This is a genomic window from Escherichia sp. 94.0001 (genome assembly GCF_013369155.2).
GTDB classification, from domain to species: domain Bacteria; phylum Pseudomonadota; class Gammaproteobacteria; order Enterobacterales; family Enterobacteriaceae; genus Escherichia; species Escherichia coli_F.
The window spans coordinates 213,894-228,334 of record NZ_JABWMS020000001.1 but is presented as its reverse complement, the minus strand read 5'-3'; the positions used below and the strand labels follow the sequence as shown (position 1 = coordinate 228,334).

The window sequence follows — 14,441 nt, the reverse complement described above, 5'->3', positions numbered from 1 at the left end:
TCTGGCAGCCTGAGTTCACAGATAAAACACTCTCCAGGAAAACCGGGGCGGTTCACAATCGATTTTAATCGGTCACCTTTTTGCCAATCTTAAGCGTTAATAGTACCAGTGTCGATTGCTTGTATAAGGAGATCAAGATAAAGACCTAACGCATCATTTTGTTTATGGTTCCACAGCTGCGGCTTGCCTTCTTCCTGCACATCTGCCATCACGGGGGAGTTGCTGTCAAATCGGATATGCACAGCATTCATTTGCCCGGGAATTCCATCCAGTCGTTTTGGGTTGCTAATGACGTCCTGCATCCGCTTAATCTGGTCGGGCGTAGACATATAATCCCACAGGGTGAGCAGAATCTTTTTTGCAGCTACCCTATTTTCCTGATCTGATACTAATGCCATATAGCCCCATAAACTATCCCTCAGCCAGACAGCATCATAGTGGGTTTCTGCCGCTGTTTTGTCATCTTCGAAAGTAGAAGCAAGAATAAACGTTCCCCAGGGTTTCTCCGTCAACGTTAACTTTCGTGTGTTTTCTGTTAATGTTAGCAATCCTTGAATTTCGTCTTTGGTATAATGGCTCTTTATTTCATTTTGTAATTTGGCTGAGTGAATCAGAAGACGATAATTAGGATACTTATCTGGATTTAACGATAAATAACTTTTATCTGTTGCTTCCCCCGTGGAATTAAGAATGTTAAATACAGATTCACTCGTCACTTCTGCCCCTGTCGCCTGGCATGTGCCGCACGAAAATATACCAGCGAGCAGAAGAGTTAATGCAGATTTCCCTTTCATAAAATATTCCATCTATCGTTTGTTAAAAGCGTAGATAACCACTTATTTAACAACTTGAAAATAAGGTATTTTACCTGGGTTGTTACAAATGGATTGCATTGCGTAAACGCTTTTATTTACAAAAAAATGGGGAAGTATTACGGCGATTGCGAAAAGTCTGAAGCGATTGAATTAAGATAATATAGAAAATCAGATACAACAAAAATGGCAGGTTGATGAGGTGAAGATAAATTGGAGCGGGCGAAGGGAATCGAACCCTCGTATAGAGCTTGGGAAGCTCTCGTTCTACCATTGAACTACGCCCGCTTCGAGATGCGTAAGGCATTATAAACCTTACGCTCTCCTTAGCAAGTGCCGCGCTGCTGACTGCTGATTAATTCGCCATCAGCATTTTGGCTTGCTGCCCTGAGGCGGCAAGTAACGCAGCGGATCAATTGCCGTAGCACGGTAACGAATCTGGAAATGCAAGCGAACAGATGCCGCATCAGTGCTCCCCATAGTGGCGATTTTTTGCCCAGCCTTCACGCTTTGCCCATTATTTACCAGCATCGTGTCATTATGGGCGTAAGCCGTAATGTAATCTTCACTGTGTTTAATCATGATGAGATTACCGTAGCCACGCAGCTGGTTGCCCACATACACCACCTTTCCTGCACCCGCGGCGTAAATAGGTGTACCCCGTGGAGCAGAGATATCAATCCCTTTATTGCCACCATCAGCTGTCGAATACGGCATGATAACTTTCCCTGTCGTTGGCCATAACCAACAACGTTGCCCTACTGGCGGCCAGGAAGATTTCGGTACTGCTGATGACGGTGTAACCGATGCGGTTTTGGTCGTTGATTTGGCGGTTGATTTACGTGTACTGCTACTTTTCGCCCCACCCAGTTTTAGTTTCTGACCAACTTCAATGGTGTAAGGGGGGGAAATGCCGTTCAGCCGCGCCAGCTCTTTTACGCTGGTTCCCGTGGTGCGCGAAATACGATATAGCGTATCCCCCCGTTTCACGGTGTAAACGGAGCCGGAATACGTTCCTGTATCGGATGATTTGCTACCCGAACAGCCCGCCAAAAGCAGTCCAACCGATAACAACATCACGATACCCAGAGATTTTTTATTCAGGCGTCCCGCACTCAAAATCTTTCCTCGCTTAAAAAACAAGACGCCATATCATAGCAGCCAGCCTCTGGATACCCAATCTCTCGCTTCTGGAAAAACGAGGTAATTGAGAAAGAGATTAATTTCATTTGGCAAAGGGAAGTATCATAAGCAAAATATTTGCTGTGGTGGTATCGAAGTTCCTGACTCTTTTACCCTATTTCCCATCCTGATGCGTAATAATCCTGATTTATCACATTGATTTTATCGCCACTCATATTGATACGTATCACTGTCCCTATTCAGGGTCCTGTTTCGTATCGTATCTGTATTTTTTTAACGTCATCACACTTCCTTCCTCCCCTAACGTTTATCGTCGTTTCTGGCGTAAATCTTGCCTGCTTAGACTAAATCTTTGCCATAAGAACCAAATGTTCAAATCGAGGGGATTTCTATGGAAGCGCGGGAAGCAACCGCTACGGGTGAATCATGCATGCGCGTCGATGCCATTGCTAAGGTCACTGGGCGGGCACGATATACTGACGATTATGTTATGGCGGGCATGTGTTACGCGAAATATGTACGTAGCCCTATCGCACATGGTTATGCTGTAAGTATTAATGATGAACAAGCCAGAAGTTTGCCTGGCGTACTGGCGATTTTTACCTGGGAAGATGTGCCTGATATCCCATTCGCTACAGCGGGGCATGCCTGGACACTTGACGAAAATAAGCGCGATACCGCTGATCGCGCACTACTAACTCGCCATGTTCGTCATCATGGTGACGCAGTTGCCATCGTCGTTGCCCGCGATGAACTTACTGCAGAAAAAGCGGCGCAATTGGTCAGCATTGAGTGGCAAGAATTACCTGTTATCACCACACCAGAAGCGGCGTTGGCAGAAGATGCAGCACCAATCCATAACGGCGGTAATTTACTTAAACAAAGCACGATGTCGACGGGCAATGTCCAACAAACAATTGATGCCGCCGATCACCAGGTCCAGGGGCACTATCAGACGCCGGTCATTCAACATTGTCATATGGAAAGCGTGACATCGCTGGCATGGATGGAGGATGACTCTCGAATTACCATCGTTTCCAGCACCCAGATCCCGCACATTGTTCGCCGCGTAGTTGGTCAGGCGCTGGATATTCCCTGGTCATGCGTACGAGTTATCAAACCGTTTGTCGGTGGCGGTTTTGGTAATAAACAGGATGTGCTGGAAGAGCCCATGGCGGCTTTTCTGACCAGCAAGCTCGGCGGCATTCCGGTGAAAGTTTCCCTTAGCCGTGAAGAGTGTTTCCTCGCAACCCGTACCCGCCACGCTTTTACTATTGACGGGCAAATGGGCGTAAACCGAGACGGAACGTTGAAAGGCTATAGTCTGGATGTTCTGTCTAACACAGGCGCTTATGCATCTCACGGGCACTCCATCGCTTCTGCGGGCGGGAATAAAGTCGCTTACCTTTATCCTCGTTGTGCCTACGCTTACAGTTCAAAGACCTTTTATACCAACCTCCCCTCGGCTGGAGCGATGCGCGGTTATGGCGCGCCACAAGTCGTATTTGCCGTTGAGTCAATGCTTGATGACGCCGCGACAGCGTTAAATATTGATCCTATTGAAATTCGTTTACGCAACGCTGCCCGCGAAGGAGATGCTAATCCGCTCACGGGCAAACGTATTTACAGCGCAGGGTTGCCGGAGTGTCTTGAAAAAGGCCGGAAAATCTTTGAATGGGAAAAACGCCGTGCAGAATGCCAGAACCAGCAAGGCAATTTACGCCGCGGCGTTGGCGTCGCCTGTTTTAGCTACACCTCTAACACCTGGCCTGTCGGCGTAGAAATAGCCGGCGCGCGCCTTCTGATGAATCAGGATGGAACCATCAATGTGCAAAGCGGCGCGACGGAAATCGGCCAGGGTGCCGACACCGTGTTCTCGCAAATGGTGGCAGAAACCGTAGGGGTTCCGGTCAGCGACGTTCGCGTTATTTCAACACAAGATACCGACGTTACGCCGTTCGATCCCGGCGCATTTGCCTCACGCCAGAGCTATGTTGCCGCGCCTGCGTTGCGCAGTGCGGCACTGTTATTAAAAGAGAAAATCATCGCTCACGCCGCTGTCATGCTACATCAGTCAGCAATGAATCTGACCCTAATAAAAGGCCATATCGTGCTGGTTGAACGACCGGAGGAATCGTTATTGTCGTTAAAAGATCTGGCGATGGACGCCTTCTACCACCCTGAACGCGGCGGGCAGCTCTCTGCCGAAAGCTCCATCAAAACCACCACTAACCCACCAGCATTTGGCTGTACCTTTGTTGATCTGACGGTCGATATTGCGCTGTGCAAAGTCACCATCAACCGAATCCTCAACGTTCATGATTCGGGTCATATTCTTAATCCGTTGCTGGCAGAAGGTCAGGTACACGGCGGAATGGGGATGGGCATTGGCTGGGCGCTATTTGAAGAGATGATCATCGATGCGAAAAGCGGCGTGGTCCGTAACCCCAATCTGCTGGATTACAAAATGCCGACCATGCCAGATCTGCCACAACTGGAAAGCGCGTTCGTCGAAATCAATGAGCCGCAATCCGCATACGGACATAAGTCACTGGGTGAGCCACCAATAATTCCTGTTGCCGCTGCTATTCGTAACGCGGTGAAAATGGCTACCGGTGTTGCAATCAATACACTGCCGCTGACGCCAAAACGGTTATATGAAGAGTTCCATCTGGCAGGATTGATTTGAGGATAACATCATGTTTGATTTTGCTTCTTACCATCGCGCAGCATCCCTTGCCGATGCAATAAACCTGCTGGCTGACAACCCACAGGCCAAACTGCTCGCCGGTGGCACTGACGTACTGATTCAGCTCCACCATCACAATGACCGTTATCGCCATATTGTTGATATCCACAATCTGGCGGAGCTTCGTGGAATTACGCTAGCGGAAGATGACTCGCTACGCATCGGCTCAGCAACGACATTTACCCAGCTCATTGAAGATCCTGTAACTCAACGTCATCTCCCGGCATTATGTGCTGCGGCATCATCCATTGCCGGGCCGCAGATCCGTAACGTCGCGACCTACGGAGGAAATATTTGCAACGGAGCCACCAGCGCGGATTCTGCCACGCCAACGCTAATTTATGATGCGAAGCTGGAGATCCACTCCCCGCGCGGTGTTCGTTTCGTCCCGATTAATGGCTTCCACACCGGACCGGGCAAAGTGTCCCTTGAGCATGACGAAATCCTTGTCGCCTTTCATTTTCCGCCCCAGCCGAAAGAACACGCAGGCAACGCGCATTTCAAATATGCCATGCGCGATGCGATGGATATTTCAACGATTGGCTGTGCCGCACATTGCCGACTGGATAACGGCAATTTCAGCGAATTACGCCTGGCATTTGGCGTTGCCGCGCCAACGCCGATTCGCTGCCAACATGCCGAACAAACTGCACAAAATGCGCCATTAAACCTGCAAACGCTGGAAGCCATCAGCGAATCAGTCCTGCAGGATGTCGCCCCGCGTTCATCATGGCGGGCCAGCAAAGAGTTTCGTCTGCATCTCATCCAGACGATGACCAAAAAAGTGATTAGTGAAGCCGTCGCCGCGGCGGGGGGAAAATTGCAATGAATCACAGCGAAACAATTACCATCGAATGCACCATTAACGAGATACCTTTTCAGCTTCACGCCGCGCCAGGCACGCCGCTCTCGGAATTACTCCGCGAACAAGGACTGCTAAGCGTCAAGCAAGGTTGCTGCGTGGGTGAATGTGGTGCCTGTACGGTGCTGGTCGACGGTACTGCGATAGACAGTTGCTTATACCTTGCCGCCTGGGCTGAAGGCAAAGAAATCCGCACGCTGGAAGGTGAAGCGAAAGGCGGAAAACTTTCTCATGTCCAGCAAGCTTATGCGAAATCCGGCGCGGTGCAGTGCGGGTTTTGTACGCCTGGCCTGATTATGGCTACCACGGCAATGCTGGCGAAACCACGCGAGAAGCCATTAACTATTACGGAGATTCGTCGCGGCCTGGCGGGAAATCTTTGTCGCTGCACGGGGTATCAGATGATTGTAAATACAGTTCTGGATTGCGAGAAAACGAAGTAAAAGGATATCCGGCCTGAACTCAGGCCGGATTTACTGAGGTTATGCGTTTAACAACTCATATTTCTTTATCTTGCGATAGAGCGTAGCAATGCCGATACCCAGTTCATCAGCAACTTGCTTCTTGCTGTTATGACGTGAAAGCGCCTCGCGGATCATTTGCTTTTCCATCTCCTCCAGCGCCGTGCCGCCCGCATCATCGAGTGCCAAGTGCGCCTCGCTGACCTCTGTTACATCACTTTGCTCCGTTGTGCCATTATTCAGCAAATTTGGAGGCAATAGCGTGCTGTCGATAACTTCACCTGAAGGAACAACGTTAACCAGATATTCCATTAAATTGCTTAACTCGCGCAGGTTTCCGGGCCAACGATGCTTACGCAATATCTCGACGACATCGGGAGCAATACCCGGATAAACCGATCCCAGACGACGGGTATGCAGATGTAAAAAGTAATGTACCAGCAGTTCAATATCTTCCTGACGTTCACGCAGCGGTGGAAGAGTGATCGGGATAACATTGAGTCGGTAGAAGAGATCTTCGCGGAATTTACCTTCGGCGATGAACTGGGCCAAATTCTGGTTAGTTGCAGAAATGATACGGATGTCGACCTGAATTGGGCTACTGGCACCAATCGGCAGTATTTCACGCGCCTCAATAGCGCGCAGTAATTTAGCCTGCAACATTAACGGCATATCACCAATTTCATCGAGAAACAGCGTGCCCGTATTCGCCGCCTGAATCAACCCTGTTTTACCGTTGGCTGAAGCGCCAGTAAATGCGCCTTTAACATAACCGAACAGTTCGCTCTCCAGAAGTTGTTCAGGAATCGCGGCACAGTTGATAGCAATAAAGGGTTTATTTCGTCTTCCACTCAACTTATGGATTGCACGCGCGACGACTTCTTTACCCGTGCCGCTTTCACCAACCACCATAACGCTGGATGGGCTGGGCGCAATACGGCTAATGAGTCGTTTTAATTGCCGCATAACACGGCACTCGCCAACCAATTGTTCAATATGCGGTTCATCAGGTGCATTTGCTACAGAAAAACTGGTATGCGATTGGTGAAACGCCATTAAAAATAATTGTCTGCCCTGAATGTTATGCAATTGACCAATGATTAATTCACTTTTATCGTCCCACGAAACAATATGTTGCATATGTCCGTGGGTAAAATTACTCTCAAATGTTAATGGTCTGAAACGGATAGGTTTCCCAATAATATTATTTTGCACAACACCGAGTGTTTTTAAGGCCGTCTGATTAACAAACTGAACCCGATTATCGTCATCAACAACTAATACGCCCTGATCCATATTATCGATCATGGTCGCGAATATTTTACTGATGTTATCTCCTGGTCCCTGATCCTCCAGAAGTTTCGAAACAAAAATGGTGGATATATGGCGAACGTAATCAGAAAACTCGCGTAAATTATCACTGATATGTTCTTGTTGCTCGTGGGTAACTGCAATCAAACTTATCACCCCAACACAACGATCCTGTAAAATGACAGGCGTACCCAGAAATGCTTTTTCGCGACAATTATCTTTATTATCGCAACCTTCGCAAAGGGGATCGAAGCGAGACTGTGTCACAACTTTTTCAGTTTTCGTTTCCAGGACGTGGCGGAGCAGGCGTGAGTTGCCGCTCAACTGGCGGCCAAGAAACTTCCCATACGCGCCCGTTCCGGCGACGCGACACAAGTTTTCATCAACGATCTCAACCTCAAGCTGCAAAACGCTGGCAAGCATTCTGGCAAAACGCTGAATTGTCGGTTGAATTTGCATCAATACTGACTGCGTAGTAGCAAGCTCCATAGCTTTACCTTCCAGACTTACTTAAAAGTCGATCATTGAAGACGTTGATGGTTCACAGATCATCATGATATTAACTCAGGCGAAATTGGCTTTGATAAAAACATAAGGTTTTTATCACTTTCTAATGAAATTATGGAAGAGATATCACATTTCTATATCAATATGAGAATTACAGCGGTGAGTTTATCAAACTGACGAGGGATAGCCTGCCCCTTTATCTTATTTCTGATACTTAGCAGCAAATAAACAACGCAATAAAAAAAGCCAAACGTTTTCGTATTTTACACACAACCGGAAGCTGGCATCAATTTGTGATCTACACCACACATTACCCGTCAAATTAGTCTTTTATAGCCGCGTGGATAATTCTGGCACACTTATTGTTAGTCCCTGGTATAGCTGTGAAAACACCAATCACTTTGGCAAGTCACAGTGAAATAAACCACTTTGCCTGTCATTCCACTACCGGGACTTTATGATGAAAACTGTTAATGAGCTGATTAAGGATATCAATTCGCTGACCTCTCACCTTCACGAGAAAGATTTTTTGTTAACGTGGGAACAGACGCCTGATGAACTGAAACAAGTACTGGACGTTGCCGCAGCATTAAAAGCACTGCGTGCTGAAAACATCTCAACCAAAGTCTTTAATAGTGGATTAGGTATTTCCGTATTCCGCGACAACTCCACCCGTACCCGCTTCTCTTATGCTTCCGCGCTTAACCTGCTCGGCCTTGCGCAGCAAGATCTCGACGAAGGCAAATCACAAATCGCTCACGGCGAAACCGTACGTGAAACCGCCAATATGATCTCCTTCTGCGCCGACGCTATTGGTATTCGTGACGATATGTATCTGGGCGCAGGTAACGCCTATATGCGTGAAGTTGGCGCTGCGCTTGATGACGGCTACAAGCAGGGCGTGCTTCCACAGCGTCCGGCTTTAGTGAACCTGCAATGCGATATCGACCATCCGACTCAGTCAATGGCTGACCTGGCATGGTTGCGTGAACACTTTGGTTCGCTCGAAAACCTGAAAGGTAAAAAAATCGCCATGACCTGGGCATACTCCCCAAGCTACGGCAAACCGCTCTCTGTACCGCAAGGCATTATCGGCCTGATGACCCGCTTCGGTATGGATGTCACCCTGGCCCATCCGGAAGGCTACGATTTGATCCCGGATGTAGTTGAAGTAGCTAAAAATAATGCTAAAGCCTCTGGCGGTAGCTTCCGTCAGGTCACCAGCATGGAAGAAGCCTTCAAAGACGCAGACATCGTTTATCCGAAGTCATGGGCACCTTACAAAGTGATGGAAGAGCGTACTGAACTGCTGCGTGCGAACGATCACGAAGGCTTAAAAGCACTGGAAAAACAGTGTCTGGCACAGAACGCGCAACACAAAGACTGGCATTGCACTGAAGAGATGATGGAACTGACCCGTGATGGCGAAGCCCTGTACATGCACTGCCTGCCAGCAGATATCAGCGGCGTATCCTGCAAAGAAGGTGAAGTCACTGAAGGCGTATTCGAAAAATACCGTATCGCGACCTACAAAGAAGCCAGCTGGAAGCCATACATCATCGCAGCAATGATCCTTTCCCGTAAATATTCCAAACCAGGCGCACTGCTCGAACAACTGCTGAAAGAAGCGCAAGAACGCGTGAAATAACCCCCTCGGGCCGATCGACTGGTCGGCTCTCTATTTCCAGAGGCCAAAAGGATAGGATATGTCCGTTTTCTCATTGAAGATTGATATCGCCGATAACAAATTTTTCAACGGCGAAACATCACCGCTCTTTTCGCAAAGCCAGGCAAAACTGGCGCGCCAGTTCCACCAGAAAATTGCTGGCTATCGCCCAACACCACTTTGCGCGCTGGACGATCTCGCAAACCTTTTTGGGGTAAAAAAAATTCTCGTTAAGGACGAATCAAAACGATTCGGTCTGAACGCATTCAAAATGCTCGGCGGCGCATATGCCATCGCTCAGTTGTTGTGCGAAAAATATCATCTTGATATCGAAACACTGTCATTCGAGCATCTGAAAAATGCCATCGGCGAAAAAATGACATTTGCTACAACGACCGACGGCAACCACGGGCGCGGTGTTGCCTGGGCAGCACAGCAACTCGGTCAGAACGCGGTTATTTACATGCCGAAAGGTTCCGCTCAGGAACGCGTTGACGCCATTCTGAACCTCGGAGCCGAGTGCATCGTCACTGATATGAACTATGACGATACCGTTCGTCTGACCATGCAACACGCGCAGCAACACGGCTGGGAAGTGGTGCAAGATACCGCCTGGGAAGGCTACACCAAAATCCCAACCTGGATCATGCAGGGCTATGCCACTCTGGCAGATGAAGCCGTCGAGCAAATGCGTGAAATGGGCGTAACCCCAACTCACGTTCTGCTGCAAGCCGGTGTCGGCGCGATGGCCGGCGGCGTACTGGGTTATCTGGTCGACGTCTACAGCCCGCAAAATCTGCACAGCATTATCGTTGAACCTGACAAAGCTGACTGTATCTATCGTTCTGGTGTCAAAGGCGACATCGTCAACGTTGGCGGCGATATGGCCACTATCATGGCGGGCCTGGCTTGCGGCGAACCTAACCCACTGGGCTGGGAAATCCTACGTAACTGCGCCACCCAATTCATCTCCTGCCAGGACAGCGTTGCCGCATTAGGTATGCGCGTGCTGGGTAATCCGTACGGCAACGACCCGCGCATCATCTCCGGTGAATCCGGCGCTGTCGGTTTAGGCGTTCTCGCGGCGGTTCATTATCACCCGCAACGTCAAAGCCTGATGGAAAAACTGGCGCTGAACAAAGATGCAGTGGTGCTGGTTATCAGCACTGAAGGCGACACCGACGTGAAGCACTACCGCGAAGTTGTCTGGGAAGGCAAACACTCTGTAGCACCTTAATCACCCTATTGGAACTGCTCCCCGCAAAACGGGGAGTAAAAAATCTGGAGAAAAATAATGGCTAAGAATATTCCATTCAAACTGATTCTTGAAAAAGCAAAAGATTACCAGGCAGACATGACTCGCTTCCTGCGCGACATGGTTGCGATCCCCAGCGAAAGCTGCGACGAAAAACGCGTAGTGCATCGTATTAAAGAAGAGATGGAAAAAGTCGGCTTCGATAAAGTTGAAATCGACCCGATGGGCAACGTGCTCGGTTATATCGGTCACGGCCCGCGTCTGGTGGCGATGGACGCGCATATCGACACCGTCGGCATTGGCAACATCAAAAACTGGGACTTCGATCCGTACGAAGGCATGGAAACTGATGAGCTGATCGGCGGCCGTGGTACTTCCGACCAGGAAGGCGGTATGGCATCTATGGTTTATGCCGGTAAAATCATTAAAGACCTCGGTCTGGAAGATGAATACACCCTGCTGGTCACCGGCACTGTGCAGGAAGAAGACTGCGACGGTCTGTGCTGGCAGTACATTATTGAACAATCTGGCATTCGCCCGGAATTTGTGGTCAGTACCGAACCAACCGACTGCCAGGTATATCGTGGTCAGCGCGGTCGTATGGAAATTCGCATTGATGTTCAGGGCGTTAGCTGCCACGGCTCTGCGCCAGAACGCGGTGATAACGCTATTTTCAAAATGGGTCCGATTCTTGGCGAATTACAGGAACTCTCCCAGCGCCTGGGCTATGACGAATTCCTAGGCAAAGGCACCCTCACCGTTTCTGAAATCTTCTTCACATCTCCAAGCCGTTGCGCTGTAGCAGACAGCTGCGCAGTTTCAATTGACCGTCGTCTGACCTGGGGCGAAACCTGGGAAGGCGCGCTGGACGAAATCCGCGCCCTGCCTGCGGTACAGAAAGCTAACGCGGTTGTTTCTATGTACAACTACGACCGTCCTTCCTGGACTGGCCTGGTTTACCCAACCGAATGCTACTTCCCGACCTGGAAAGTGGAAGAAGATCACTTCACTGTTAAAGCCCTGGTAAACGCCTACGAAGGGCTGTTTGGCAAAGCGCCGGTTGTTGATAAGTGGACCTTCTCAACTAACGGCGTCTCCATCATGGGTCGTCACGGCATTCCGGTGATCGGTTTTGGCCCTGGTAAAGAACCTGAAGCGCACGCACCTAACGAAAAAACCTGGAAATCTCACCTGGTGACCTGTGCCGCTATGTACGCTGCAATCCCGTTAAGCTGGCTGGCAACCGAATAATTATTCTTCACTTATTCCCCTCCGGTTCGCCGGAGGGTTTTTGGAGTTTGCTATGCGCGTATTGATCAAAAACGGCACTATCGTTAACGCAGATGGACAAGCCAAACAGGATTTGCTGATTGAAAGCGGGATTGTTCGCCAGTTGGGCACCGATATTTCGCCGCAGCTCCCGTATGAAGAAATTGATGCTACTGGCTGTTACGTTTTCCCTGGCGGCGTAGATGTCCATACACACTTCAATATTGATGTCGGCATCGCGCGCAGTTGTGATGATTTTTTTACCGGTACCCGCGCAGCTGCGTGTGGCGGTACAACAACCATTATTGACCATATGGGATTTGGACCAAATGGCTGCCGATTACGCCATCAACTGGAAGTTTATCGTGGTTATGCCGCCCATAAAGCGGTTATTGACTACAGCTTTCACGGTGTTATCCAGCACATTAATCACGCCATCCTCGACGAAATTCCGATGATGGTCGAAGAAGGGCTGAGCAGTTTTAAACTCTATTTAACCTATCAATATAAACTCAACGATGATGAAGTGTTGCAGGCATTACGCCGCTTGCATGAGTCTGGCGCACTGACCACCGTGCACCCGGAAAATGACGCGGCTATCGCCAGCAAGCGGGCGGAGTTTATTGCCGCAGGGTTAACCGCGCCGCGCTATCACGCCTTGAGTCGCCCTCTGGAATGCGAAGCGGAAGCAATCGCCCGCATGATTAACCTGGCACAAATTGCCGGTAACGCCCCGCTCTATATCGTCCACCTCTCTAACGGCTTAGGTCTGGATTATCTGCGTCTTGCCCGAGCGAATCACCAGCCAGTCTGGGTTGAAACCTGCCCGCAATATCTCCTGCTGGACGAACGCAGTTACGATACAGAAGACGGCATGAAGTTCATTCTTAGCCCACCGCTGCGTAACGTGCGTGAGCAGGACAAACTGTGGTGTGGCATTAGTGATGGTGCGATTGACGTGGTGGCGACCGATCACTGCACCTTCTCGATGGCCCAGCGCCAGCAAATTTCTAAAGGCGATTTCAGCCGCTGCCCAAATGGCTTGCCCGGTGTGGAAAACCGCATGCAGTTGCTGTTCTCCAGTGGCGTGATGACGGGACGTATCACACCGGAGCGTTTTGTTGAATTGACCAGTGCGATGCCCGCCAGGCTATTTGGCCTGTGGCCACAAAAAGGATTATTAGCGCCCGGCTCAGATGGTGATGTGGTAATTATCGACCCACGTCAGAGTCAACAAATTCAACACCGCCATCTCCACGACAACGCCGACTACTCGCCCTGGGAGGGTTTTACCTGTCAGGGCGCAATTGTCAGAACATTATCCCGTGGTGAAACGATTTTCTGTGACGGCACCTTTACAGGTAAAGCCGGGCGAGGTCGTTTCCTGCGACGCAAACCGTTTGTCCCTCCCGTGCTCTAACCACTGCCAGGGATCTATACACAATCAAGAATGATGAGTGAGGAAAAATGAGTAAGAAAATTGTTCTCGCCCTGGGCGGGAATGCGCTGGGCGACGATCTAGCCGGACAAATGAAAGCGGTAAAAATTACGTCTCAGGCAATTGTTGATTTAATTGCCCAGGGACATGAGGTCATCGTCACTCATGGTAACGGGCCGCAGGTAGGCATGATTAACCAGGCCTTTGAAGCCGCGGCAAAAACTGAAGCGCACTCGCCAATGCTGCCGATGTCTGTCTGTGTTGCCTTAAGCCAGGGTTATATTGGTTACGATCTACAAAACGCCTTAAGAGAAGAACTGCTTTCTCGTGGCATTAATAAACCTGTAGCAACGCTGGTTACCCAGGTCGAAGTCGACGCTAACGATCCGGCATTCCTCAACCCGACCAAGCCGATCGGTTCGTTCTTTACCGAGCAGGAAGCAGAGCAACTGACAAAACAGGGTTACACTCTGAAAGAAGATGCTGGTCGCGGCTATCGCCGTGTTGTTGCCTCGCCAAAACCGGTTGATATCATTGAAAAAGAAACGGTTAAAGCTCTGGTAGATGCAGGCCAGGTAGTGATCACCGTTGGCGGTGGTGGTATTCCTGTTATTCGTGAAGGTAACCATCTGCGTGGTGCCAGCGCGGTTATTGATAAAGACTGGGCCAGCGCCCGTTTAGCAGAAATGATTGATGCCGATATGCTGATCATTCTGACTGCGGTAGAAAAAGTGGCCATTAACTTCGGTAAAGAGAACGAACAGTGGCTCGATCGCCTGTCATTAAGTGATGCTGAACGCTTTATCGAAGAAGGTCATTTTGCGAAAGGTTCTATGCTGCCTAAAGTGGAAGCAGCCGCCTCGTTTGCTCGCTCTCGCGCTGGACGCGAAGCACTGATTACCGTATTGAGCAAAGCGAAAGAAGGGATTGAAGGCAAAACCGGAACGGTGATTTGTCAGTAATTTAAA

Annotated in this window: 10 protein-coding genes, 1 tRNA gene and 1 pseudogene; 8 read left to right on the top strand and 4 right to left on the bottom strand. The window is 49.5% G+C overall.

Annotation, left to right across the window (positions count from 1 at the left end; all coding sequences use genetic code 11):
- Positions 1–92: 92 nt before the first annotated feature.
- The 3 genes and pseudogenes from ygeQ to actS all read right to left on the bottom strand — a co-directional run.
- A pseudogene (gene ygeQ / locus HEN33_RS01050) lies at positions 93–806 on the bottom strand (protein YgeQ); the annotation flags it as partial.
- 220 nt (positions 807–1,026) lie between these two features.
- Positions 1,027–1,100 (bottom strand) — tRNA-Gly (locus HEN33_RS01045).
- 78 nt (positions 1,101–1,178) lie between these two features.
- Positions 1,179–1,931 carry an amidase activator ActS gene (gene actS, locus HEN33_RS01040; protein ID WP_001309712.1) on the bottom strand — a complete coding sequence of 251 codons (753 nt, stop codon included), beginning with the start codon at positions 1,929–1,931 and terminating at the stop codon, positions 1,179–1,181.
- Positions 1,932–2,346: 415 nt separating this feature from the next.
- Between actS and xdhA the strand changes: the two genes are divergently transcribed.
- The 3 genes from xdhA to xdhC are packed head-to-tail and all read left to right on the top strand — an operon-like array spanning position 2,347 to position 6,009.
- Positions 2,347–4,644, top strand: a complete 2,298-nt coding sequence (gene xdhA / locus HEN33_RS01035) for a xanthine dehydrogenase molybdenum-binding subunit XdhA (RefSeq protein ID WP_103253730.1) — start codon at positions 2,347–2,349, stop codon at positions 4,642–4,644.
- A gap of 10 nt (positions 4,645–4,654) precedes the next feature.
- On the top strand, positions 4,655–5,533 hold the full coding sequence (gene xdhB, locus HEN33_RS01030) for a xanthine dehydrogenase FAD-binding subunit XdhB (RefSeq protein ID WP_176262809.1): 879 nt from the start codon (positions 4,655–4,657) through the stop codon (positions 5,531–5,533).
- Positions 5,530–6,009: a xanthine dehydrogenase iron sulfur-binding subunit XdhC gene (gene xdhC / locus HEN33_RS01025; RefSeq protein ID WP_176262810.1), complete on the top strand. Its 480-nt coding sequence runs from the start codon at positions 5,530–5,532 to the stop codon at positions 6,007–6,009. Before xdhB ends, xdhC begins: the two co-directional genes overlap by 4 nt.
- A 39-nt stretch (positions 6,010–6,048) precedes the next feature.
- Here the strand turns inward: xdhC and HEN33_RS01020 are convergent, their stop codons facing one another.
- Positions 6,049–7,827, bottom strand: coding sequence for a sigma-54 interaction domain-containing protein (locus HEN33_RS01020; protein ID WP_000417774.1), 1,779 nt, complete (start codon positions 7,825–7,827; stop codon positions 6,049–6,051).
- A 478-nt stretch (positions 7,828–8,305) separates the two neighbouring features.
- On the opposite strand from HEN33_RS01020, the gene ygeW reads away from it, so the two are divergent.
- Genes ygeW through arcC form a run of 5 tightly spaced genes read left to right on the top strand, consistent with a single transcriptional unit; the run spans position 8,306 to position 14,435 of the window.
- The gene (ygeW, locus tag HEN33_RS01015) at positions 8,306–9,493 is read left to right on the top strand and encodes a knotted carbamoyltransferase YgeW (protein ID WP_001360948.1); all 1,188 of its coding nucleotides are present in this window, start codon (positions 8,306–8,308) and stop codon (positions 9,491–9,493) included.
- 58 nt (positions 9,494–9,551) lie between these two features.
- Entirely contained in the window at positions 9,552–10,748 is a 1,197-nt protein-coding gene (gene dpaL, locus HEN33_RS01010) for a diaminopropionate ammonia-lyase (protein ID WP_000110494.1), read from the top strand.
- Positions 10,749–10,805: 57 nt separating this feature from the next.
- A complete protein-coding gene (locus HEN33_RS01005) occupies positions 10,806–12,017 on the top strand; it encodes a YgeY family selenium metabolism-linked hydrolase (RefSeq protein WP_001107125.1) in 1,212 nt (403 codons plus the stop codon).
- A gap of 52 nt (positions 12,018–12,069) precedes the next feature.
- On the top strand, positions 12,070–13,455 hold the full coding sequence (gene hyuA / locus HEN33_RS01000) for a D-phenylhydantoinase (protein ID WP_176262811.1): 1,386 nt from the start codon (positions 12,070–12,072) through the stop codon (positions 13,453–13,455).
- A gap of 47 nt (positions 13,456–13,502) precedes the next feature.
- Positions 13,503–14,435, top strand: coding sequence for a carbamate kinase (arcC, locus tag HEN33_RS00995; protein ID WP_000037992.1), 933 nt, complete (start codon positions 13,503–13,505; stop codon positions 14,433–14,435).
- Positions 14,436–14,441: the final 6 nt, after the last annotated feature.

What these genes read in the sequence shown, in the direction of transcription:
- xdhB (WP_176262809.1), top strand. Translation starts at nt 4,655, where the DNA reads ATGTTTGATTTTGCTTCTTACCATCGCGCAGCATCCCTTGCCGATGCA.
- hyuA (WP_176262811.1), top strand. Translation starts at nt 12,070, where the DNA reads ATGCGCGTATTGATCAAAAACGGCACTATCGTTAACGCAGATGGACAA.
- dpaL (WP_000110494.1), top strand. Translation starts at nt 9,552, where the DNA reads ATGTCCGTTTTCTCATTGAAGATTGATATCGCCGATAACAAATTTTTC.
- ygeW (WP_001360948.1), top strand. Translation starts at nt 8,306, where the DNA reads ATGAAAACTGTTAATGAGCTGATTAAGGATATCAATTCGCTGACCTCT.
- HEN33_RS01005 (WP_001107125.1), top strand. Translation starts at nt 10,806, where the DNA reads ATGGCTAAGAATATTCCATTCAAACTGATTCTTGAAAAAGCAAAAGAT.
- arcC (WP_000037992.1), top strand. Translation starts at nt 13,503, where the DNA reads ATGAGTAAGAAAATTGTTCTCGCCCTGGGCGGGAATGCGCTGGGCGAC.
- xdhA (WP_103253730.1), top strand. Translation starts at nt 2,347, where the DNA reads ATGGAAGCGCGGGAAGCAACCGCTACGGGTGAATCATGCATGCGCGTC.
- HEN33_RS01020 (WP_000417774.1), bottom strand. Translation starts at nt 7,827, where the DNA reads ATGGAGCTTGCTACTACGCAGTCAGTATTGATGCAAATTCAACCGACA.
- xdhC (WP_176262810.1), top strand. Translation starts at nt 5,530, where the DNA reads ATGAATCACAGCGAAACAATTACCATCGAATGCACCATTAACGAGATA.